22 protein-coding genes are annotated in these 23,142 nt (G+C 39.0%); 8 read left to right on the top strand and 14 right to left on the bottom strand.

Going from position 1 to position 23,142, the window contains the following annotated elements; genetic code table 11:
- Positions 1-106 precede the first annotated feature (106 nt).
- The gene (locus ASG14_RS19080) at positions 107-484 is read left to right on the top strand and encodes a GxxExxY protein (protein ID WP_056872674.1); all 378 of its coding nucleotides are present in this window, start codon (positions 107-109) and stop codon (positions 482-484) included.
- A gap of 95 nt (positions 485-579) precedes the next feature.
- Here the strand turns inward: ASG14_RS19080 and ASG14_RS19075 are convergent, their stop codons facing one another.
- Positions 580-2,265 carry a pyruvate dehydrogenase complex dihydrolipoamide acetyltransferase gene (locus tag ASG14_RS19075; protein ID WP_056872673.1) on the bottom strand — a complete coding sequence of 562 codons (1,686 nt, stop codon included), beginning with the start codon at positions 2,263-2,265 and terminating at the stop codon, positions 580-582.
- Between the two features lie 30 nt (positions 2,266-2,295).
- The gene (gene pdhA / locus ASG14_RS19070) at positions 2,296-3,291 is read right to left on the bottom strand and encodes a pyruvate dehydrogenase (acetyl-transferring) E1 component subunit alpha (protein ID WP_056088996.1); all 996 of its coding nucleotides are present in this window, start codon (positions 3,289-3,291) and stop codon (positions 2,296-2,298) included.
- 934 nt (positions 3,292-4,225) lie between these two features.
- Between pdhA and ASG14_RS19065 the strand changes: the two genes are divergently transcribed.
- The 3 genes from ASG14_RS19065 (at position 4,226) to ASG14_RS19055 (ending at position 6,209) form a co-directional block, all read left to right on the top strand.
- A complete protein-coding gene (locus ASG14_RS19065; protein ID WP_056872672.1) occupies positions 4,226-4,783 on the top strand; it encodes a C40 family peptidase in 558 nt (185 codons plus the stop codon).
- Positions 4,784-4,865: 82 nt separating this feature from the next.
- Positions 4,866-5,966, top strand: coding sequence for a CapA family protein (locus tag ASG14_RS19060; protein WP_056872671.1), 1,101 nt, complete (start codon positions 4,866-4,868; stop codon positions 5,964-5,966).
- A 63-nt stretch (positions 5,967-6,029) separates the two neighbouring features.
- Positions 6,030-6,209 carry a hypothetical protein gene (locus ASG14_RS19055; RefSeq protein ID WP_056872670.1) on the top strand — a complete coding sequence of 60 codons (180 nt, stop codon included), beginning with the start codon at positions 6,030-6,032 and terminating at the stop codon, positions 6,207-6,209.
- A gap of 98 nt (positions 6,210-6,307) precedes the next feature.
- Here ASG14_RS19055 and ASG14_RS19050 read toward each other — a convergent pair whose 3' ends face one another.
- Positions 6,308-6,493, bottom strand: a complete 186-nt coding sequence (locus tag ASG14_RS19050; protein ID WP_056872669.1) for a hypothetical protein — start codon at positions 6,491-6,493, stop codon at positions 6,308-6,310.
- 157 nt (positions 6,494-6,650) lie between these two features.
- Positions 6,651-8,693 (bottom strand): M13 family metallopeptidase, encoded by a 2,043-nt coding sequence (locus ASG14_RS19045; RefSeq protein ID WP_056872668.1) that lies wholly within the window; start codon positions 8,691-8,693, stop codon positions 6,651-6,653.
- Positions 8,694-8,784: 91 nt separating this feature from the next.
- Between ASG14_RS19045 and ASG14_RS19040 the strand changes: the two genes are divergently transcribed.
- The gene (locus tag ASG14_RS19040) at positions 8,785-9,726 is read left to right on the top strand and encodes an SPFH domain-containing protein (RefSeq protein WP_056872667.1); all 942 of its coding nucleotides are present in this window, start codon (positions 8,785-8,787) and stop codon (positions 9,724-9,726) included.
- Positions 9,727-9,807: 81 nt separating this feature from the next.
- Here the strand turns inward: ASG14_RS19040 and ASG14_RS19035 are convergent, their stop codons facing one another.
- The 4 genes from ASG14_RS19035 to ASG14_RS19020 form a co-directional block, all read right to left on the bottom strand.
- Positions 9,808-11,976 carry a carboxy terminal-processing peptidase gene (locus ASG14_RS19035; protein ID WP_235528625.1) on the bottom strand — a complete coding sequence of 723 codons (2,169 nt, stop codon included), beginning with the start codon at positions 11,974-11,976 and terminating at the stop codon, positions 9,808-9,810.
- 371 nt (positions 11,977-12,347) lie between these two features.
- Entirely contained in the window at positions 12,348-13,028 is a 681-nt protein-coding gene (locus ASG14_RS19030; RefSeq protein ID WP_056872665.1) for a hypothetical protein, read from the bottom strand.
- Positions 13,029-13,057: 29 nt separating this feature from the next.
- Positions 13,058-13,900 (bottom strand): isoaspartyl peptidase/L-asparaginase, encoded by an 843-nt coding sequence (locus tag ASG14_RS19025; RefSeq protein WP_056872664.1) that lies wholly within the window; start codon positions 13,898-13,900, stop codon positions 13,058-13,060.
- Positions 13,901-13,974: 74 nt separating this feature from the next.
- Entirely contained in the window at positions 13,975-14,850 is an 876-nt protein-coding gene (locus ASG14_RS19020; RefSeq protein ID WP_056872663.1) for a cyanophycinase, read from the bottom strand.
- 293 nt (positions 14,851-15,143) lie between these two features.
- On the opposite strand from ASG14_RS19020, the gene cphA reads away from it, so the two are divergent.
- Positions 15,144-17,759, top strand: a complete 2,616-nt coding sequence (gene cphA / locus ASG14_RS19015; protein ID WP_056872662.1) for a cyanophycin synthetase — start codon at positions 15,144-15,146, stop codon at positions 17,757-17,759.
- A gap of 74 nt (positions 17,760-17,833) precedes the next feature.
- Here cphA and ASG14_RS19010 read toward each other — a convergent pair whose 3' ends face one another.
- Positions 17,834-18,289: a PA2169 family four-helix-bundle protein gene (locus tag ASG14_RS19010; RefSeq protein WP_056872661.1), complete on the bottom strand. Its 456-nt coding sequence runs from the start codon at positions 18,287-18,289 to the stop codon at positions 17,834-17,836.
- 242 nt (positions 18,290-18,531) lie between these two features.
- On the opposite strand from ASG14_RS19010, the gene ASG14_RS19005 reads away from it, so the two are divergent.
- Both ASG14_RS19005 and ASG14_RS19000 read left to right on the top strand, forming a co-directional pair.
- Positions 18,532-19,209, top strand: coding sequence for a hypothetical protein (locus tag ASG14_RS19005; RefSeq protein ID WP_056872660.1), 678 nt, complete (start codon positions 18,532-18,534; stop codon positions 19,207-19,209).
- 48 nt (positions 19,210-19,257) lie between these two features.
- A complete protein-coding gene (locus ASG14_RS19000; RefSeq protein ID WP_056872659.1) occupies positions 19,258-19,662 on the top strand; it encodes a hypothetical protein in 405 nt (134 codons plus the stop codon).
- A 53-nt stretch (positions 19,663-19,715) separates the two neighbouring features.
- Here ASG14_RS19000 and ASG14_RS18995 read toward each other — a convergent pair whose 3' ends face one another.
- The 5 genes from ASG14_RS18995 to ASG14_RS18975 form a co-directional block, all read right to left on the bottom strand.
- Positions 19,716-20,483, bottom strand: a complete 768-nt coding sequence (locus tag ASG14_RS18995) for a ThuA domain-containing protein (protein WP_056872658.1) — start codon at positions 20,481-20,483, stop codon at positions 19,716-19,718.
- Between the two features lie 29 nt (positions 20,484-20,512).
- On the bottom strand, positions 20,513-20,947 hold the full coding sequence (locus tag ASG14_RS18990) for a low molecular weight protein-tyrosine-phosphatase (protein WP_056872657.1): 435 nt from the start codon (positions 20,945-20,947) through the stop codon (positions 20,513-20,515).
- Between the two features lies 1 nt (position 20,948).
- Entirely contained in the window at positions 20,949-21,374 is a 426-nt protein-coding gene (locus ASG14_RS18985) for a hypothetical protein (RefSeq protein WP_056872656.1), read from the bottom strand.
- A gap of 191 nt (positions 21,375-21,565) precedes the next feature.
- A complete protein-coding gene (locus ASG14_RS18980) occupies positions 21,566-22,372 on the bottom strand; it encodes a S1/P1 nuclease (protein WP_056872655.1) in 807 nt (268 codons plus the stop codon).
- Between the two features lie 2 nt (positions 22,373-22,374).
- A complete protein-coding gene (locus ASG14_RS18975) occupies positions 22,375-22,926 on the bottom strand; it encodes a fumarate hydratase (protein ID WP_082491719.1) in 552 nt (183 codons plus the stop codon).
- Positions 22,927-23,142 lie beyond the last annotated feature (216 nt).

Below are 23,142 nucleotides of genomic sequence, written 5' to 3'. Positions count from 1 at the left end.
AGATTCACTTGAACTTTAGATTATTAATGCCGAAACCAAAAGCTTTAAGCAACCAATTATTTGCTTATCTTAGAATATTCATCCCATTAACTTAAAGAAATTTAATATGGATGAAAACGATCTTTCTTATCAAATAAGAGGTGCAATATTTACAACATATAATGCACTTGGGCCAGGCCTTCTAGAATCTGCCTACGAAGTAGTGTTGGCTTATGTGTTAACGGAAAGCGGCTTGCATGTTAAACGGCAAGTCCAGATGCCAATACTGTTTGACGATAATGAATTAGATGCCGGATATAGAATTGACCTGTTGATAAACAGCCTGGTAATCGTTGAAATAAAATCTGTTGAAATTTTATCTCCGGTTCACCACAAGCAAGTTTTAACTTATTTAAAGCTATCCGGTCTAAAATTAGGGCTGCTCGTAAATTTCAATACAGTAGATATCAAAGGCTCGATTTTTCGCAAAGTTAATGGCCTCTAAACATCGGCAAGAGCTATTTAAACAAAAAAGCCACTCCTTAAACGGAATGGCTTTAGTATAACTGTAATCTTTCGCAAAGCGAAAATTAGAATCGATTAAGCTAACAATCGTATTGGCTCTTCTAGTAAACCTTTCAACGTTTGTAAGAATTGTGCTCCTGTTGCGCCATCAACCACACGGTGATCGCATCCTAAAGTTAATTTCATTACATTACCAGGAACAACAGCGCCATTTTTTACAACAGGCACTTGTTGAATGGCACCCACTGATAAAATTGCTCCATCAGGGGAGTTGATGATTGATGTAAACTCATCAATACCAAACATACCTAAGTTAGATACTGTGAAAGTGCTTCCTTCCCAATCAGATGGTTGTAGTTTTTTCGCTTTTGCTTTTCCTCCAAAATCCTTTACTTCCGCAGAAATGTGCGATAATGATTTGCCATCAGCAAAACGAACTACTGGCACTAATAAACCGTCTTCAACAGCCATAGCAACACCAATATTCGTATGCTCATTGAAACGGATTTTATCTCCACCCCATGATGAATTAACTGCCGGGTGTTTTTTCAACGCAACCGCAACAGCTTTGATAACGATATCATTGAAAGAAACTTTAACAGGCGCAACTGCATTAATTGCGGTACGGGCTGCCATTGCATTATCCATATCAATACTTACAGTTAAGTAGAAATGTGGGGCAGTGAACAAGCTTTCTGCTAAACGTTTAGCAATCACTTTACGCATTTGCGAAACCGGTTGCTCGGTAAATTTAACCTCACCAACAAAAGTTGGGATAACTGGTGCAGCAGCTGTAGCTTTTTCAGCAGCAGCCGGAGCTGATTCTGATTTCGCTGGAGCAGCAGCAGGTTTATAGTTTTCGATATCTTTTTTGATAATACGTCCGCCTTCTGCACTACCAGAAACCTGCGATAAATCAATCCCTTTATCTTTGGCGATTTTTTTAGCTAATGGAGAAGCTTTAACGCGACTATCAGACGATGAACTTTCTGCAACTGGAGTAGAAGAGTTTGCATCAGCAGTTGATGCTTGTTTTTCTTCTTTCGGAGCTTCTTCTTTGCTTTCAGCTTTTGCAGCCGGAGCAGAACCGCCCGCTAAAATTCCGCTAACATCTGTTCCTTCAGGCCCAACGATAGCGATAATTCCGTTTACTTTAGCCGCCTCACCTTTTTCTACACCAATGTGTAGTAAAGTTCCGGTTGCATAACCCATAACCTCCATAGTAGCCTTATCGGTTTCTACATCAGCTAAAACATCATCATCCTTAACCTGGTCGCCAACTTTTTTATGCCATTCGGCAATAACGCCTTCAGTCATGGTATCACTTAACAAAGGCATACGAATTACCGTAACACCTTTCGCTGCTAATTCTTCTTCAGTTAAACCACCACCCTGAGCAGGAGCCTCCTCATTTTCTGCTTTTGATTTTTCACTTTCTGCTGCCGGTGCCTTATCTTCAGTTTTGGCGCTTGTTGCCCCATCACTGCCAGATTCAGCATCCAAAGCTGCTTGAAAGTCTTCACCTTCTTTACCGATAACGGCCATAACAGCATCAACCGGAACAGCTTCACCCTCTTTTACACCAATGTATAAAAGTGTTCCATCCCAATAAGATTCCATGTCCATTGTTGCCTTGTCAGTTTCTACCTCTGCCAAAACATCGCCGCTTTTCACTTTATCGCCCACTTTTTTGTGCCACTTAGCCAAAACCCCTTCGGTCATGGTGTCGCTCATTTTGGGCATTTTAATTACATCAGCCATTATATCTAATTAATTGAAATCTTAATAATTTTAGTCCATTACGTAAGGGTAGTTCTCAGTCATGTATACATCTTTGTATAATTCAGATGCATCTGGCCAAGGAGACTCTTCTGCAAATTTCACAGCCTGGTCTACAGTAGCTTTAACTTTAGCTTCTACTTCTTCGATCCAGGCCTGGTCTGCATACTTTTCTTTAAGAATTGTTTCTCTTGCATGCTCCACCGGATCTTTCGCTTTATAATCCTCTAATTCTTCTTTAGTACGATATTTTGCAGGGTCAGACATGGAATGACCGCGGTAACGATAAGTTCTCATTTCTAAGAACGTTGGCCCCTCACCTTTACGGGCACGCTGAATCGCCTCATCCATTGCATTGTGTACAGCAACCGGATCCATTCCGTCAACCGGAGCGCATGGCATATCGAAACCCAAACCAATTTTGTAAATATCAGTCATGTTGGTGGTACGTTGTACCGAAGTACCCATTGCATAACCATTGTTTTCGCAAACAAAAATTACCGGCAATTTCCACAACATGGCCATGTTAAACGTTTCGTTTAATGCACCCTGGCGTACAGCGCCATCGCCCATATAACAAATGTTAACATTATCTGTTCCTTTATATTTTTCTGCAAAAGCAACACCAGCACCTAGCGGAATCTGACCTCCAACAATTGCATGGCCACCATAAAAGTTGTGTTCTTTGCTAAACATGTGCATAGAACCACCTTTACCCTTCGAGCAGCCGGTAGCTTTACCATACATTTCTGCCATAATGCTATCGGCACTAACTCCTAAAGCTAAAGCATGAGCATGATCACGGTAAGTAGTAATCATCGAATCGCCTTTTTGCATTGCAGATATTGCGCCTGCAACCACAGCTTCTTGCCCAATGTATAAATGACAAAAGCCACGAATTTTTTGTTGTCCGTATAACTGGCCGGTTTTCTCTTCGAATTTGCGCATAAGCAACATCGATTCGAACCATTTCAACCAAGTATCTTTATTTATTTCTACTGCACTCATTTTAGGATATTTGTTTTTTTGCGACAGCAAATCTAATTTTTTTATTGTAATTTTTGGCACTTTCTAATGTAAAAACATCATGCACTTACCTACAATCGTAGATTTAACAGTTGTTTTATGTTTAATTCTCTATCATCCCGCCTATTTCGCTCAAAACAACGATTTTACAGATTTTAAATTGACAGTTAATCAACCATTTCGTTTTAATTAATGGTAAAATATAATTCTGTTAAACGCCTGATTACCGTAATTTATTAATTTTTATTAGAAAGGCAATAACAATGGTTTTTGGGTTAGGGCAGCCCCGCCATTCGCATTATCTTTTTTGTAAATTTCACGAAAAATTTCAATGTACCTGCTACAAAAAAGTATAATCGCTGCTGTCGGGCTTAAGTAACAAACTGGTTTGCGCATTTTTTTAAGGATTTTAAACCCATCATGCCCATCCCTAAAAACGAAAAAAGGAATGTAGGTAGTGCTGGGAATCTCTTATCCCGCGTGGTAAGCTGCTTCGTGCTTCGCTTCCAATTTAAACTGGCAAATTAATGCATTTAGCCTCTCACAAAAAAGGTATAGATGGTTATTTTGAAGGTGTAAATTATTGTGACAGGAAAACAAGCCAATGATGATAAACCTGATAGAGCGGAAATACTTTTTGTTGCAAACCGTTGAAGTAATCTGCTAACAATCGCAAAAAGATTGAAGTGATAGCAGGACTTTCGGACTGAAAGAAATACAGGCTGTGCTTTCCAGATTATTTTAAGTTTTAGGACGTCAATTTTTGTGTAAAAACCGTGAAAATGTTAATAACTTTTTATTTTAAACGTAAAACATTTGGATGACATTTAGATTATTGATATTTTTGGACACCAACAATAAGCCCATGTGGTGTACGTTAATGTGTAAGTGAGTTACCCAAACATAACTGTATAACATGATTAAAAAATTTTTGTTTTCATCCCTAATCGCTATTTGCACGCTCTCAGCCGCATTTGCGCAAACAAAAACAAAAGAATCCGGTAAAGAATTAACAGACCCAGACAATCTTGCATCACAGTATTTCTCGCAGGTTATGGGTGTTGCAGTAGATGCGACTTCAAACTTGAAATTGTACAAATTTGTTTACGAATGGATTGGAACCCCTTATAGTTTCGGCGGAAACACAAAAAAAGGCATTGATTGTTCAGCTTTTACGAAAGCGATTTACGACAAAGTTTTCAACACTACAATTAGAAGAAATTCGAGAGATATTTTTAGCATGGTAGACCCGCTTTCTAAAGAAGATTTAAAAGAAGGCGATTTGGTTTTCTTCAAAATAAAAAGCAGAAGCATTTCTCATATTGGTATTTACCTTGGCGATAACAGGTTTGCACATGCATCAAGCTCTCGCGGTGTGGTCATTAGTAATTTGAACGAGCCGTATTACAGCCGTTATTTTTACAAGGGTGGAAGAATTCTTGAATCATTTAAGAAAGATTTTACGGTAGAATAACCCGATTGACGATTTTCGATTTAAAAAATATAATCCTTTCCATTATTTTGGGAAGGATTTTTTTATAACATAACACGACTAAATGAAGTTAACCAATAGCATAATTTTATCATTCCTTATTGTAATCATATTTCTTAGCTGCACCGGTAATAGTGCTCAGGTAACTGTTTCAAAGCCAAAAGCCGATACTATTATCACAAAAATTAAGGGCACAATTTCGATAACAGCTGTAGGTGATATTATGCTGGGTTCGGCTTTTCCGTCAACCGTAAACCTTCCGCCCGATGATGCGGTGAACAGTTTCCAGGCAGTGGATAGCTTGCTTAAAGGTGATATTGTCTTTGGAAACCTGGAGGGCTGTTTCTTAAACGCTGGAAATTCGACCAAGTGTAATGGCATAAATCCGAACAATTGTTATGCTTTTCGCATGCCCGAACGTTACGCCGGGATTTATAAAAAAGCAGGATTTAATGTGTTAAGCATTGCAAATAACCATGTTGGCGATTTCGATGCAAAAGGAAGAAAAAATACGGCGAAGATTTTAGATTCTTTAAAAATACATTACGCGGGACAGGTTAATAAACCATTCGAAATTTTCGAAAAGGATAGTGTTAAATATGGTTTCTGTGCATTTGCACCTAACGAAAACACCGTTTCTATCAATAAAATTGATAGTGCTAAAGCATTAGTTGCCCGGTTAAAAAAGCAAGTTGATGTTGTAATTGTGTCTTTTCACGGCGGCGGTGAAGGGGCAAGGTTTGAACATGTAACGCGAAAAAATGAGATTTTTTATAAAGAAAACCGTGGTAATGTTTATGCATTTGCGCATGCAGTTATCGATGCAGGTGCGGATGTGGTTCTTGGTCATGGGCCGCATGTAACCAGAGCGGTAGAAGTTTATAAAAATAAATTTATTGCTTACAGTTTGGGTAATTTTTGCACTTACGGCATGTTTAGCTTAAAAGGAAACAATGGCATTGCCCCTTTACTTCAACTAAAAATTAACTCGAAAGGCGATTTCCTGTATGCCGATGTGGTTTCTGTACAGCAAGACAAAATTAATCGATTAACGGTAGACGAAAATGAAAGGGCTTTTAAACGAATTAAGCAATTGACTGACGAAGATTTTACAGGCCATAAGCTTTCCTTTGAAAATAGCAGAATCACTTTAGCAAAAGAATAAGTTAGAATCGTTTGTTCAGCCGGTCGGAAGTTTTAATATTACCAACCACAAATAAATTTTACAATGAAAAAAGGATTAATTCTTCATTATATCGTAGGTGTAGCAGCGGCAATTTTAGTTTTAGCTGCCGCGTTTTACATTAACAAGAATCCAAAAAATTTATTATCTGCGGGCATTATTATTTTAGCCGGGTCATTGGTTGCTTATAGCCAGTTTCTAATTATTAAAGGCAAAAGGAAATAACCAACTAATTGTCCTACGTTTTCAAAAAAAACCTACAAATTTTTAAGGACGGTTCATACCTAGGTTTAGAAATTCGAGAGCGGCAGGCTTTTTTGGCCCTAAGCCTCGTCCTTAGTATTTTTCACTAATCCAATTCCCGAAACAAAAAATATTAATCCAATTACACCGTAAACGAGTAATCCACGGGTTTGCTGGCTATGTTGTACAAAACCCCAACCTGCATAAATTAATCCAATTATTCCTAAAATGGTTAGGACTGTTCCAAAAGTGCGTTTTACGTTCATAGTTTTAAAATTATCAGAGTAAAGACAAAAAAAATTGATTTTTGTTTGCGCTTAGAAAAAAAGATGAGATAATCCAAAAAACAAGCCACAGATAAGCAGATAAAATCTGAGCATCTGTGGCTATAAATGCAACGGTCATTTTATAACTAAACTGGAACTACCAAACGCCTAACCTGTTTGCAGGTGCTACGTACATTTTGGCCGTTGCGGGTATGTTAAATGCTTTATAGAAAGCTTCCATATTGTAAACCGGGCCATTAACACGGAACATTTCGGGGCTATGTGGGTCAGTTTTTAAACGAACACGCATGCTTTCATCGCGGTTCTTCATTCTCCAAACCTGTGCAAAGCCTAAAAAGAAGCGTTGGTCTGGTGTAAAGCCGTCAATCTTGTCGCTGCTTTTGCCTTGTTTGGTTAATTTGAATGCATCGTAAGCAATGTTTAGCCCGCCAATATCTGCCAGGTTTTCGCCAAGGGTTAGGGCACCGTTCACATGCTGGTTATCTAACAACGAGAAATTGTTATAAAATGCTACTACTTTATCTGCTTTAGCTTTAAATTTAGCAGCATCGTCTTTTGTCCACCATTCTTTTAAGTTACCGGCAGCATCATACTGGCGCCCCTGGTCGTCAAAACCATGGGTCATTTCATGGCCTATCACCGCACCAATTGCTCCGTAGTTGATCGCATCATCGGCATTAAATGCAAAAAATGGAAATTGCAAAATTCCGGCCGGGAAAACAATTTCATTAAATGATGGATTATAGTATGCATTTACAGTTGGCGGCGTCATTCCCCACTCTGTTTTATCTACAGCTTTGCCTAACTTATCTATCATCTCTTTGTAGTCGTGCTTCTTAGCCGACTGTAGATTTGCGTAATAAGTGTTTTTTGAAATTTCGACATCATCATATTTTTTCCACTTATCCGGATAGCCGATTTTTTTAACAAAAGCGTTCAATTTCTCTAAAGCTTTTTTCTTAGTTTCAGGAGTCATCCAGTCTACTTTTTTAATCCTGTCTTCGTAAACTTTTTGCAGGTTATTCACCAGTTCGAGCATGCGTTTTTTAGCCTCTGGTTTAAAATATTGTTCGGCATAAAGCTGTCCTAAGAGTTCGCCAAGGTTTCTGTCGGTGTTGCTTACCATAGTTTTCCACCTTTCAGTTTGTGATGGCTGGCCATATAAAGTTTTACCGAAGAAATCGAATTTAGCCGTTCTGAATGATTTGGTAAGCGCATTGGCCGAGGCATTTAACGCGTCGAATTTCAATTTCTCTTTCCAGATTGCAATAGGCTGGCTCTTTATCAACCCGGAAAGTGCCTGATAGTATTTTGGCTGGCGAACAATTACCGTATCGGTAGTAGCGCCAAGTTTATTTAAAACCAGTTTGAAATCGATATTTGGCATCTGTTTCTGGAAATCTGCCACAGCAAATTTATTGTAGTTTTTCTGCGGGTCACGAAGTTCAACAGGTGTAGAATGTGAAGTTGCAAGCGCTGTTTCAAGTTTCAAAATGTCATCGGCGTATTTTGCTGCATTAGCCGAATCGCCCGATAAGGTGAATATCTTATTGATGTATTTTACATATTCCGTCCTGATTTTCTTTGCCTTATCATCTTGATCCAAATAGTAACTACGCTCTGGTAAATTAATACCAGACTGCACGAAAACAAGCGCATTTTTTGAACTCATTTTATCATCCGGTTCGATACCAAAACCCAACAAATCTCCCTCGCCTTCTTTAAATCCCTCGGAAATAAAATTGATTAAATCTTTATCATTTTTTATAGCATCTATTTTTGATAGCAATGGTTTAACCGGCTCTGTACCTAATTTTTCGATGGTTAGGGAATCCATTCCGCTTGCATAAAAATCTCCAACTTTTTGTTCGGCGGTGCCGGCAGCGGCACTACTCTTTGCGGCGTGTTCTAATATGCTTTTTAAGTTTTTCAGGTTGTCGTTATAAAGCGTGTAGAATGAACCCCAGCCGGTTTCAGTTTTAGGAATCTGAGCATTTTTCATCCATTTTCCGTTGGCGTAAAGAAAAAAGTTATCGCCCGGCTTTACGGTAGTGTCCATTCCGGCGGTATCAAAAAATACAGTTCTTTGGTCTGCTTCAGTAGCCTGATGATTTTTATCGTTCTGGCAGGCTGCCAGTAATAACAAGGCAGCTGCAGGCAGAAATAAATTCTTTTTCATTTGAATATAATTTAGTTAGGAAAAAATAAAGCTACAAAAACCATCATGTAGTTTGTATGAATTTTTTATAACTTCATAAAAAAATCTAATTATGCAATACGCAATTTACATTCTTATATTCTTCGGAATCATTATCCTGCTGAGCTCGTTTGTAACAGTTAAACAGGGTACAATTGCCGTTATAACTGTTTTCGGTAAGTATCAAAGGCAATTAAGACCAGGCCTGAACTTTAAAATTCCGCTCATTGAGCAGATTTACTCCCGCATTTCCATTCAAAACAGATCTGTAGAGTTGTCTTTCCAGGCGGTAACGCAGGATCAGGCAAATGTTTATTTTAAAGCTATGCTTTTGTATTCTGTTGTAAATCAGGATGAAGAAACCATTAAAAATGTAGCCTTTAAATTTGTTGATGCAACCAATTTGATGCAGGCATTAATCAGAACGATTGAAGGTTCTATTCGTGCCTATGTGGCTACACAAAAACAAGCTAACGTTCTGGCTCAGCGTAATGAAATCGTTTTGCATGTGAAGGAGCAAATAGACCAGGTTTTAGATGGTTGGGGCTATCATTTACAAGATCTGCAGCTCAACGACATTACCTTCGATGAAGAGATTATGCGCTCAATGAGCAGGGTTGTGGCTTCCAATAATTTAAAGGCGGCTGCAGAAAATGAAGGTCAGGCTTTGCTGATTACCAAAACAAAAGGTGCTGAAGCTGATGGTAATGCAATTAAAATTGCAGCTATGGCTGAACGTGAAGCTGCTCAGCTACGCGGACAGGGTATTGCGCTGTTTAGAGAGGAAGTTGCAAAGGGTATGACAAATGCCGCACATGAAATGCAACAGGCAAATCTTGATACTTCGGTTATTCTATTTACCATGTGGACTGAAGCCATTAAGCAGTTTGCTGAATACGGTGAAGGGAACATTATTTTCTTGGATGGCAGCACAGAGGGGATGAATAAAACCATGAAGGAGATGATGGCCATGCAGTTGAACAGACAAAATCAGCCTGGACAGCAAGGAAAATAAGATTAAAAGAAGCCAAGTTTCAAAGCAAAAAAAAACCCGCTAAAATTTAAATTTTAGCGGGTTTTTTTTACAAACTATAATTTAATTATTCTTAGGCATTAACCCAAGGTTCATAACGTAATTGCCAGATTGTTGCATAAAATCGCCCATTACATGTAATGACTCATCTTCGATAAAATCAAACGAATCTTGCTTAGTGTTTTTTTCACCCTTTTTTATCGGTGGCAAACCTCTGGCGGTTCTCAATTCGTTTACTCTTGCCAGGGTTTTGGTCTCCTGAGCATCGCGTTCTGCCTTTAATTTTGCTTCGTTTAGTGTTACTGAAACCTCAGCATCACGTTTTTTAAGCTCAGCGATGTCCTGTTTAAGGTATTTAAAATCCAATGAATTAGCAATACGTTGCTCGCTGTTTTTGATTAAACTCGGTTTTACCGCAGTTAAATTTGCAACGGCCTTAAAGTTCGAGCTTGGAATTACATCCCAAGGTAATGCAGATGGCTCTGTATCTTCACCAATCTTATCCATTGGGTATAGAGATGGAAATACGACATCCGGAGTTACACCTTTGTGTTGCGTACTACTGCCCGCTACACGGTAAAATTTAGCCATCGTAAGGTTAATTTGGCCAAGGTTAATATCTGCCGCATTAGTAGATGATGGCGCTGTTCCAGTTGTCTTATTCTTTGTAATTAAACCTGCCACCCTTTGCAACATACTTGGGTTAACTAATTTGTTTAAATCGATAGAAGACTGAACAGTTCCTTTACCATAAGTCTGGCTTCCCATAATAATACCGCGACCATAATCCTGAATTGCACCAGCAAAAATTTCAGAGGCAGAAGCGCTTAACCTGTCTACCATTACACCAAAAGGTCCATCCCAGGCCACACCTGTATTTTCATCTTCATCAACCTCAATCTTGCCACGTAAATCTTTAACCTGTACAACAGGGCCTTTATCGATGAACAAACCCGTTAATGAAATGGCTTCAACTAACGAGCCACCACCATTGCCGCGTAAATCCATTACAATGGCATCAACCTTGTCGAACGTTTTTAACGAATCAATAAGCTTTCTTACATCGCGGGTAGTACTTTTATAATTTTTATCACCAGCATTTGCAGCTTTAAAATCGGCGTAAAAGGCAGGTAGGGTAATGATACCCATTTTATATTCCTTACCATTCTGCGTTACGGTTTTTACTTTTTTCTTGGCTGATGTTTCTTCTAAAACCACTTTATCTCTAACAAGTGAAATAATAACAGGTTTAGATGACATTTCTTTACCAACAGGAATCACTTTTAAGCGAACTTTTGTGCCCTTAGCGCCTTTAATTTTAGAAACGGTTGCATCTAATCTCCAGCCAACAACATCTTCAAATTCTCCGTTATCACCTTGGGCAACCGCGATAATTCTATCGCCAGGACTTAATTGTTTATCCTTGAAGGCGGGTCCGCCGGCAATGATTTCCGAAATTTTAACCACTTCATTTTCCAGTTGTAACCTTGCGCCAATGCCTTCGAATGAGCGAGACATATCTTCATTAAAAGCAACTGCATTTACCGGATTAAAATAATTTGTGTGCGGATCAATAGATTCTGTAAAAGCATCCATCAAAATTTGGAACACATCCTGATTATTAGTTTTAGAGGTTTGCGATTGAAGATTCTGATAACGCTTGGTTAAAGTTTCTACGTTTTTAGCCTGCGCAGTGCCCGCCAGGTTTAAATTAATGAGTTCATATTTGATACGTTTTTTCCAGGTATCGTTTAAGGCCGTTGTAGAAGTTGCCCAAGGCATTTTTTCTCGGTCGTAAACATAAGTATCTGTCTGGTTGAAGTCGTATTTGTTTTTAATCTGCGCAAGTGAATAACTGAAATATTCATTTAAACGCTTCGCGTAAACATTATAGATAAAGAATGGGCCACTTAAATCTCCGTTTTTGAAATCATCATCGAGCGTAAACCTGTATTTTTCAAACTCTTTAATATCAGATGCCAGAAAGTAATTTTTGCCCTGATCCAGTGCTTTTATGTATTTATCCAAAATCAGCGAAGAGATGGAGTCATTAATCTCAAGCTTTTTATAATTGTAGCTTTCAATAAGATTTACCACTTCCTTAATAACCAACTGTTGCTGTTCGTCTGGCTTCACATTAGTTACACCCTCTACTACTGGTTGGGTTTTCGGGGCCGCGTGGCAGGCGATAACCGCGGCAGTAAAAAGTACAAAAAATATTCTCTTCAACATCTCTTTAAATAATTTAAAATCCATTTCTATATTCTATATAGCCAATATGATACCATTTTATCAAATAAACAAACAAGAGACAGCATTATTACCGTCTCTTGTTAAATGTATCAAATTTAGCCAAAAGGTTTTTATTTAGCAATTGTCTTAAAATAACGTTGGAGGCCACTTTTTGTTTTAAAATCAGGCGATTACGCCTTCATTATTTTAACAAAAATTAACAATTACAAATTCAGGATTCTGAAATGCCTGTCTGGCAGAAAACTTAGCGTAAGTCTTTGTTGGAATGGAATAAGGAGTGCCCGAAAACATACTTAACAACACTCATGCGTGCTATTTAACACAAAACCTCTCGGTTAATCAACAAAAACCTATTTTTTAGGAGAGACTTTGTTTGCAATCAATTCGCGTGATTCTTTAATCTGTGTTTTATATTGATTACTCTTTAAAGATTTGGCGAGCAGTTCAGCTTGATTTAAATCTTTAATGGCTAAAGTAAAATCTTTCTTCCTGATTTTAACCTGAGCAAGGCCTAAAACCGACTCTATATAAGCGTTGCTACTTCTAAGCTGTTTCGCAAGGATGCCTTGTTGTGTATAAAACCACATCGATTGTGTATACTTATTATCAGCCAGGTAAACTTTGCCCAAAATGTTGTAGGTATTCATTTGCCCAACTCTACTACCCATCTTTGAGTAATTCTTCAATACAACATTCAACAATATCTGTTCAGCATCTGTAAAACGGCCTAACTGGTAGTGCATATTGCTCATTTTAATCAATGCCTGGCAATATAAACCAAAGTTTTTTACCGCATTAAATTCAAAGGCAGCTTTGCCAAAAAGGGTTAAGGCTTCATTAAAATCGCCTTTTTTTTCCAAACCTTCTGCATCTTCAAAATAATTTGTGCCTTCCGCGAGGTCATATCTAGAAACCGCAATATTTATGGCGCTTCCTCCTATTCCAGGTTCCTGGTCAGACTTATCGATATTCTGTGCTTGAATTTGTAGGGAGGCAAAAAGGCTTAAAAAAGCGATAACCATTTTAGTCATGCAACAAAAATAATACTTTAAATCAATTTTTAGCTAAATACCTGTAAATTAACATCAAAAGCCGCCCATACCATGTAAGGGTGCAAATCGCAATGGTAAATTTCGCCTGCCGACGTAATTCCGATTACACCAGCGAAACCATCAAAAGCCTTAAGTTCATTGAAAGATTTATCGCATGCATCTTTTAAAAGAAAACCATCAGTAACACGGGTAACAATTTTTGCCGCCAGCGCCCCACTTACAATGTCTTCACCAACTCCAGTGCACGAAATACCGGCAAATTGATTGGCATAGTTTCCGGCAACTGTTGCAGAATCGCTTACACGACAAGGAATTTCGAAACCTTTACCGCCAGTTGAAGTACCCGCGGCTAAATTTCCCTCACCATCCAAGGCAACACAGCCAACAGTACCTTTGTTATTTTGTTGGTTTACTTTCGCTTCGTATTCTGATTTTCGCTGAGCTGTTATGGGGTCGAAATAGGTAAAACCGTTGTCCCGGGCAAATTTTTGTGCGCCTTCGCCACTTAACACTTTATCGTCATAAACGAGGAGGCTTTGGGCAATTTCAATTGGATTTTTAACATCCTCGATATTAATTACGCCACTAAATTTTTCGGTTTTCCCATCCATTAACGATGCACTTAAACGAACTTTTCCGTCGCTCTGGATTTGAGAGCCAATGCCGGCGTTAAACAATTCATTGTCTTCAAGTAAGGCAATTGTGTAAACAACCGTTTCCAATGCGGTGTGCGTTTTTAAGTATTCGTGACCCAAAGTTGCGATGTGACCCAGTGCATCTTGTTTCGCCTTTTTGGTTTCCTGATTTGTAGAAGATTCGCTAAAAAAACCGCCGTGTATAATTAATTTCATTGTTAGTATCGAGATTTAGCATCAATTATCGAGATGTCATTTTCAAAAATGATGGCTGTTAACTGAAAACTGAATTAGCCTATCGGAACCACTTTCGGATGGTGGATAACCAAACTATGGTCCGTTAGATCATAAACGTCGCCATCGCACATAACGTGTACAACCATATTTTTTATCGAAACAGGTTGTCCCATTTCAACATCGGTCAGGTTTGTATCAGCCATTTGGCGGCCATCTACTAAAATAACCATGCCCGAACCAATAGCTTCCATAACATGACCATCAGAAACAAATAAACCGGTGTCTTCGCCCAGGCCAATGCCTAAAATACCAGGATTGCTGGCCGCGGCATAGAGCAAACGTCCAATCCGACCACGTTGTACAAAATGGGTATCCACAATTACATCATCTATAAAACCTAAACCGCCGGTAATTTTCACCTCTCCTTTAAGTAAGGCGTCTTTACTGCTTCCCTGGTAAATCATATTCTTAGAACTCGCCGCTGCCCCGGCCGAAGTTCCGGCAATAACCACCGCCTCATTTTTATATTTCTCTAAAAGAATCTGGTGAATTTTCGTTCCGCCGAAAATTGATGAAAGGCGCAACTGATCTCCGCCGGTAAAAATAATTACTTCAGCTGCTTTTATGCGTTCGCAGTTTTCTTCTGCGTTTGCTTCCTCGCGGTTAGTCACATTTAAAACACCAACATTATGAACGTCCAGCTGAGCGTAGGCTTTAATATATTCTTCGCCAACTTTCTCGGGCATTAACGATGCTGTTGTAATAATTTCAAAGCGTGATTCGGTGTCTTTAATTGACTCTGTTGTAATTCTTTTTAAAATTCCACGTTCAAAAAAATTCATGTTCTCTGGCAATCCAAATTGCGTTTCTGCAAAACTGCCAGTATTTATCGCGCCACCAATGATGATGAGTTTACCTTTCGGAACCATTCTTTGTGTATTATTATAGTATCAAAAAACCCAAATATATCAGGATAAGATAAAAAACACGACTTTTTTTGTCAATAATATTCATTTTATTAACAAAAGTTGAAATAATCGCAAGGAAAACCAGCTGCATTCCTGCTGAAAATAAAACAATTGTGCACAAAATTTGATTTAGCTAATTGCTGTACCTACTTTCAAAATAAATGCATAATTTACAATCATCAATTACCTCCTTAAAAATTGAATTAAATAGGCCGTAGCTAACGCTTGTTTAACAAAAAACGACAAAATATTACATGAAGATATCAAACATACAAGTATTAAGAGGGCCGAATATCTGGTCTATAAGTCGCAAGAAACTAATACAAATGCGACTGGATTTGGAAGAATTAGAGCAAAGGCCAACTAACACCATTGAAGGATTTAGTGAACGTATAGAGAAATTATTGCCGAGCATGTTTAGCCACAGATGCTCGAAAGGCGTTGAAGGCGGTTTTTTTGCCCGCGTTAAAGAAGGCACCTGGATGGGGCATGTTATCGAACATATTGCGCTCGAAATTCAAACCATTGCCGGTATGGAAACTGGTTTTGGCAGAACACGCCAAACCAAAACCGAAGGTATTTACAATGTTGTTTTCAGTTATCTGGAGGAAAAAGTTGGCGTTTATGCAGCAGAAGCTTCGGTAAAAATTGCACAGGCTTTAATTGATAATGTTGAGTACGACCTAGAACCTGATATCCGCAGGATGAAAGAAATCCGTGAACTTGAAGCACTAGGTCCAAGCACCGGCTCCATTGTTCAGGAAGCGGTAAGCAGGAGTATTCCATGGATACGACTGAACAAAAGTTCTCTGGTACAATTAGGTTATGGTAAAAATCAGGTTCGCTTTAGGGCAACTATGACAGAAAAAACCAGCAGCATTGCCGTAGATATTGCCAGCAACAAAGAAGAAACAAAACGATTGTTAACCGAAGCCGCAATTCCGGTGGCATCGGGTGTTACCATTTCCAACCCCGATGATTTGGAAGCCTCAGTAAAAAAAGTTGGTTTTCCATTGGTTTTTAAGCCTTTGGATGGAAACCATGGCAAAGGCGCTACCATTAATGTTAAAACACTTGAAGCCGCCAGAGCTGCGTTTGAGTATGCCAAAACATATTCCAGAAGAGTTATTATAGAAAAATTTATTACCGGATTCGATTTTCGAGTACTGGTTATAGACCATAAAGTTGTTGCGGCTGCGCAACGCGATCCGGCGCACATAAAGGGTAATGGCATACACACCATACAACAATTAATTGATAAGGAAAATGAAGATCCTCGTCGCGGGTATGGGCACGAAAACGTGCTTACAGAAATCGCTGTCGACCGTGATACACTTGATTTGCTTGCAAAAAAGGAATACACCCTGGAAACCATTCCGGAAAAAGGTGAAGTTGTTTACTTAAAATCGACCGCGAACCTAAGCACGGGAGGTACATCAATTGATGTTACAGATATCGTTCACCCGCAAAATATCTTTATCTGCGAGCGCATTTCCCGCGTAATCGGTTTAGATATTTGTGGCATTGATATTATGGCCCAAAACCTGACGCAACCGCTAACTGAAAATGGTGGTGTTGTTTTAGAAGTTAATGCAGCTCCGGGTTTTAGAATGCACCTTGCGCCTAGCGAGGGCTTGCCAAGAAACGTTGCAGCCTCTGTTATAGATATGCTTTATCCTCAAGGTAAACTATCGCAAATTCCAATCATTGCCGTAACTGGTACCAATGGAAAAACCACAACAACCCGTTTGATTGCACATATTATTCGCAGTAATGGCAAAAGAGTCGGCTATACCACTTCCGATGGCGTGTATGTACACAATACGATGTTGATGAAGGGCGATACCACCGGACCAGTAAGTGCAGAGTTTATTTTGAAAGACCCCACTGTAGAGTTTGCAGTTTTGGAAACCGCCAGAGGGGGTATTTTAAGAGCCGGCCTGGGCTTTAATCAATGCGATATTGGTGTGGTAACCAACATTCAGGAAGACCATTTGGGCATTGCAGACATCCATAACCTCGATGATTTAACCAGGGTTAAGGCTGTCGTAATCGGTGCCGTTCGCCGCAAAGGCTGGGCAGTTCTAAATGCCGACAATGGTTACTGTGTGAAAATTGCAAGAGATGCCCGGTGTAACGTTGCCTATTTTAGTATGGATGAGAACAATCCGGTTATTAAAGAGCATTGCCGTAAAGGCGGTGTGGCAGCAATTTATGAAAACGGCTACATCACCATAAAAACCGGCGATTGGAAGCTACGCGTTGATAAAGCCACTCACATTCCATTAACTTTTGGTGGCTCTGTTAATTTTATGATTCAGAATGTTTTGGCGGCAACACTTGCTGCCTACTTATGGGGCTATAAAACTGACGATATTCGTTTATCACTGGAAACTTTTATTCCATCGGCAGCCCACACGCCAGGCAGGATGAATGTTTTCAGGTTTAAAGACTTTAAAGTTTTGGTAGATTTTGCCCACAATCCTGATGGTTTTAACGGCGTTAAAGCTTATCTGCAAAGTGTAGAATCAACCGAACATGTAGGCATTATTTCAGGTACCGGTGATAGGCGGGATGAAGATATTATTGAAACCGCACGCATTGCAGCGCAAATGTTTGATAAAATTTACATCTGCCAGGAGAAATATTTACGTGGCCGTACTCAGGAAGGGTTAATTGATTTACTTATAAAGGGCATTCATGAAGTTGATCCCAATAAGGAAATTATAATTAATAACAAAAGTACCGAGTGCTTGCAAGAGGCTATTAACAATGCCAAGAAAGGATCTTACTTAACAATTTTGAGTAATACGATAGATAACACCATTCAGAGAGTTACCGAGCATTTGGATAAGGAACTGGAAGCTTAACTAAAGTTATTATAACCAAAAAAGCCCTTTTCGATATTATCGGAAAGGGCTTTATATTTGATTAAGGCAAAGGTTTATGCCTGCGAATCGCGTAATCTTTTAATTTCATCGTGCGACTGTCTTAAAGCAGCTTTCTGATCTGAAATCAAAGCTCTGATGTTTGAAGGTAAATCTTCTTCTTCCAAAGCCATTTTATATGCGTTTTGAGCAGCGTCTTCGCCAAACTCACAATTATTTAAAACAGTCTGACGATCATGACCCGTAAATAAAGCTTTTACGTCCATCCATCCTCTGTAGATTTTGCCAGAAGTTGTTGTTCCGGTTTCGATATCTTCTCCAAAAGCAGAAACCTCTGTAGCAAGCGCCATTTTGTATTTTTGGCTCTCCTCAATCATATTTAAAAATAAAGATTTTAAGTCGGCATCGCCATCTTTTAATTCCTGACGTGCTTTTTCATAACCTTCTATACGGTCGTTGTTAATTTGAATAAGGTCGTTTAAAACCTCTGCAGTTGCTGATGTTGTTTTCATGTTTTTTTAAGATTTGATGTTACTATTCCAACAGGATGCAAAGGGAAAGGTTTGTCATTTTTATCAAAACTTTATTCTTAATAGCTATATTCAGGTTTTACCGGCTAACAAAGTTGTGATGTTAGCTTTTTGTTACGCGTAAGTCGCAACTTTTTTACGATGCATTTCTGGTTTACTAAAGCAAAATAGCCAATTTGCCATTGACAAAAGCAGAATAGTATGGTCACTAAATGTTATAAATCATGAGCGCTTTTAATCAGAATCCGCCCGATGGTGGTACAGTTTACACCGAAACAAACCTAAGCCAATTATTTCCTGAGCCATTGAATGCAATTACAAGCTGTTTTTTTCTGGCAATTGCAGTTTACTGGACTTTTAAGCTTTGGGGCAATTTTAAACAACACACGTTTTTAAGCGGTGCGCTGGTTTTGCTTTACATCGGCGGCATCGGTGGAACCACCTACCATACCTTTAGGCGCTGGCCAATCTTTATTATGATGGACTGGATGCCGATTATGTTGCTGTGCCTTGCAGCCGGAACTTATTTTTTAGGAAAGATTACCAAATGGTATTTTGCCGCCCTGATTGTTTTAATCTACTCCTTTTTTCAATTTTTTCTTCGGAAGCAATTTAAGGGTGGAGATTTTCAAATTTTCATAAACATAAATTATGCTTTTATGGCAGCTTTGGTACTGTTTCCTGTATTCGGTTACCTGCTAAAAACCGAATGGAAAAATGGTAAATGGGTCGGTTTCGCCCTGCTGTCGTTCATATTTGCACTTACTTTTCGCATCGCTGATAAATGGGAAATTCTAACTATCGGCACTCATTTTCTATGGCACACCTTCGGTGCAGTTGCATCGTTCTGTATGCTTAACTACATTTATTTAATGAACAAGAAAGAAATTAAACTCACTTAATATTCTTAAAAGGAGTAAAAATATTACCTTAGCTAAAATTATTTGAAAATGAAGAAATTATTAATTTTAGCGGCTCTTGTTTTGGGTATAAATCTCAGCTCGAACGCACAAGGTATTTTAAGTAAAGCAAGTGCTGTCGCCTCATCAGCAGGCTTAGATGTTGGCAGTTTAACATCAGGCATCATGGGAAAATTAACACCGTCTTTAAACTTGAGCGCTGCTCAACAGCCCACCGTTACCTCAATGATAAAAGACTTTTTAGTTCAAAAGGCAACGGCGTTGGCTGCAAGGAAAACGGAGCCAGCTGCGGCTGCAAATAAAGTAAAAAATCTTGCTTCTGGTTTACGGTCTAAGTTGGCTACGGTTTTGACTGTGGCCCAATTGGCCAAATTTACGTCACTAAAACCAGCAGCGCCATCTGCTTCGAATGTGCTTTCGCAATTGTTCTATTAGTATCTTATTAGAAACAGTGTGAGTTTAGCTAATTCTTTTGGCTTAGAAGTTTATCACAGTAATTTTGAATGTGCCTTTGTGTAATCTAGCTTTTTCTGGTTACCGATGGCATACTCAATTCCGCCATACAGATGTTTCAAAAACATATCATCTACCCAAGATTCATCTGTATGACCCATTGATGTATAGAAAGCCCTTCCTCCATCATAGCTATGGTACCAGCTAAATGGATGGAAATTTCCATTTGTGCCGCCTTTGTAAGACGATTCATCAATGGTAACCAAAACTTTAATGTCAGCATTGATATCTTTGAAATTATATAATTCATCTCTGTGCATCCAAACGGAATCAGTCATGAATTTTGTAGATGGATGCTTCCTATCTTTAATTACAAAACGAGCATTTTGTTGTTGCGGGTGACTTGTAAAGTAAGCACCAGCCAATTTTCCGTACCAGGGCCAGCCATATTCAGTATCGGTTGCTGCATGCACGCCTACATAACCGCCCCCAGCCTGGATATACCTTTCGAATGCAGATTGCTGCGCATCATCCAACACATCGCCGGTTGTGCTCAGAAAAATAACGGCAGCATAATTTTTAAGGTTTGCTTCTGTAAATAGCGACGCGTTTTCAGTGGTATCTACCGTGAAATTATGCGCTGCGCCAAGCTTCATTATTGCTATTTTTCCTTTCTCGATGGATGCGTGCCTGAAACCTTTTGTTTTTGAAAAAACCAAAACCTTTGGCGTCTTTTTCGAGGTATGGCTTTGAAATAAAATAAGAGCGGCGAGAAGGAGGCAAATGGAAAATAATCTTTTCATAATTTTTGGTTAGCGATGTTTCCACTAAATTAAGAAAGTTGTTTGATAATTTCTCTACATCTTTCTTCTACCTGCCTGCAAACTGGCTCAAAGAGGCTATTATCCCAGTATGGGTCTGTAACTTCATCGTTATCAAGAAATAGTTTCACCTTTTCTTGCTCAGCGGTATTTCTTGCAAGGCTTTGAACATCGCTTAGGTTGTTTCGGTCCATAACAAGAATCAAATCATAGATTTCGAACATGTTCTGATTAAATTGCCGGGCTTTCTGTTTGCTAATGTCATATCCCAGCTTTTTGGCAGCAAAAATACTACGATGATCTGGTGCCTTTCCAACGTGCCAGTTTCCGGTTCCGGCTGAGGCAATTTCCCAGTTCAGATTTTTTTCTTCGGATAAATGACGCATTATGCCTTCTGCCAGAGGCGAACGACAGATGTTGCCAAGGCAAACCATGAGTACTTTCAAATTATTTGGATTGAGCCTTATAAACGTAAACGATAGTATAAATTACGCCGCCAGGCGCATTACTCGTGGTTTGGGTTAGCTTATTGCCTTTCAGCAGCATCGGAGAAGTTCCGTTAGCCGATAAAATAACTTTTTCGCCATCTCTTTTCCAGGTTTTTATATCGGTTGATACATACATGTCACAAAGCGCCCCGTTCGAGCTCATTGAATAGGTGCCGTCTGTCGAAAAGTTTATCATCATATTGGCAACGCAACTATTTGGCCCCATCAACTCAATATAATTTGTTGTTGTTTTAGCACCGAGGGTCATGGCGGGGCTTACCGTTGCCGATTCGATAACCCACGTTTTTGCGGTAAGCGTCTTGTCAGTATCTTTTTTGCAGGCCGCTGCAACACAAATAAAAAGTACTATAATTATTTTTCTCATAGTTGATTTAAAATCAGTTTGGCCAATTTACCCATTATTTAGGGCTTTCTTTTTACACGTTAAGGTTATTATAACGAAGAAATAAGGCTTAGCTTTTCTTTCCAGTCGGTTTGAACCTTAAACGTAAGGACCCAAGAAAATGCTACACAAAAAAACGCCTCAATTTTGTGGCGTTTAACTTTCTTAAACTTTTAAGCGTAGATGTCGTTTAACATTTTAGCAAGCCGAATACCACCTTTCAGTAATTGCTGGTTCAATGTTTCGGCCCAGTCAAAATTATAGCGATAACTTAGCTTCGAATCGGGTTTTGTGTTTTCATATATTTTGCCACAAACCAGATACGATTCATAAATGCAATCTTTTAAACTTGTATTTCTCCAGTTGTAAAGTTGAACCGCGGATGGATGATTAATTGCTTTGGCATATTCGGTGTAACTCAATTGTTGGTATTCGATGAGCTGTTCGTCCCAAACGCGGTGCAAATTCGATTTCTCGTTGAACCATAACACTGAAACACGATTTCCGCCGAGGTCTTCTTTGTGTGCCACATGCATTGGCTGACATAAATCGCCGGCAATATGAATAAGCATTCTCAAAGCCAGTTTTTTCTCATCTGCAGTGCTGCTTGCTTTTTTCAAAACTGCAATTAACTCCGGAATTTTAGTATACAAACTTGGCGACTTTTCCGCTTCCAGAATATTGTAAACACCCTGCTTATCTAAGCCACCCGGAAGGTTTACGAAATGCCAGTTGTACATGTAATTGTAAGTTGAGTCTGATTTAATAAAATCGCCCCAATTGGCAGACATGGCAATACTTTCCGGTCCCAGAATTGCCTGAATAGCTTTACGCGTTTTTGCGTTAATGTAACTATCTGCAATTTCACCTACAACCCGGTGCCCAATCATGCCCCAGGCATTTGCATGAATTGGTAAATATGCCATTGAGCAAATCAGCGCCGCTGTTGCCAGTTTCTTTTTAATCAATTCTGAAATCATTTTTATAATTCTTTTTGTACGCAGGTAACTTTTTCTTTTAGTGATAATTTGATTTCCCGTTGGTCGCTTAAGCTTTCTAAAACCAATGTATCAGCAGATTTTTTCTTAATAAGGAAGTTTTTATCGTAGCGGCCAATGCGGTAACAACCAGAGATTTTTTGTTTGTAATTGGCATGCGTAAATGTAGCCCCAACAAACAGCGTATCGCCTTTTACGGCATAAACACCTTTAGCATACTCTTTCCAAATGCCATTGTTATAGCAAGAATCTTCGTATAAATTCAATTTGCTCCGCGTAACCAGGTCGATGTAGATAGAATCGCAGGTTATTTTAAAATGGTGCTGAGTGTAGTTACTCAGTTTGTTGCTGAAAGCAACAGAATCTTCATTCCAAATACCCTGCATAAATTCTTCGCCTTTACCCTGGATATTAGGGCGGGGAGAACAAGAAAGCTGGAGAATGGAAAAGGTAAAAAGTATAATGTACAAATGCCTTAACCCTATAGAAGTTTTTATTGTTTTTAAACTGAAATGTTTGCTTTTTGATTGTGGCATTTTTCGCAAGGCGATTATTTTTTAAGCAATGTTTTGAGTTAAATAAACCCGATTGATGCGGAAAGCGTTTGATAAACCTGCATGGTCTTAAAGACCTGCAGGTTTGAAAAACTTGAAGCAAAAAGCGGGGCTTTCGAATCCGAAGAACGAATTGCCCTGCTTTTCAAAAACTCCTACTCTTTAAAAACCATCTCTTTCTAACGCCTGAATACAACT

The sequence above is a fragment of the Pedobacter sp. Leaf194 genome (genome assembly GCF_001423945.1).
Classification (GTDB): Bacteria; Bacteroidota; Bacteroidia; order Sphingobacteriales; family Sphingobacteriaceae; genus Pedobacter.
The sequence above is the reverse complement of the archived record's forward strand: the minus strand, read 5'-3'. Positions and strand labels throughout refer to the sequence as shown.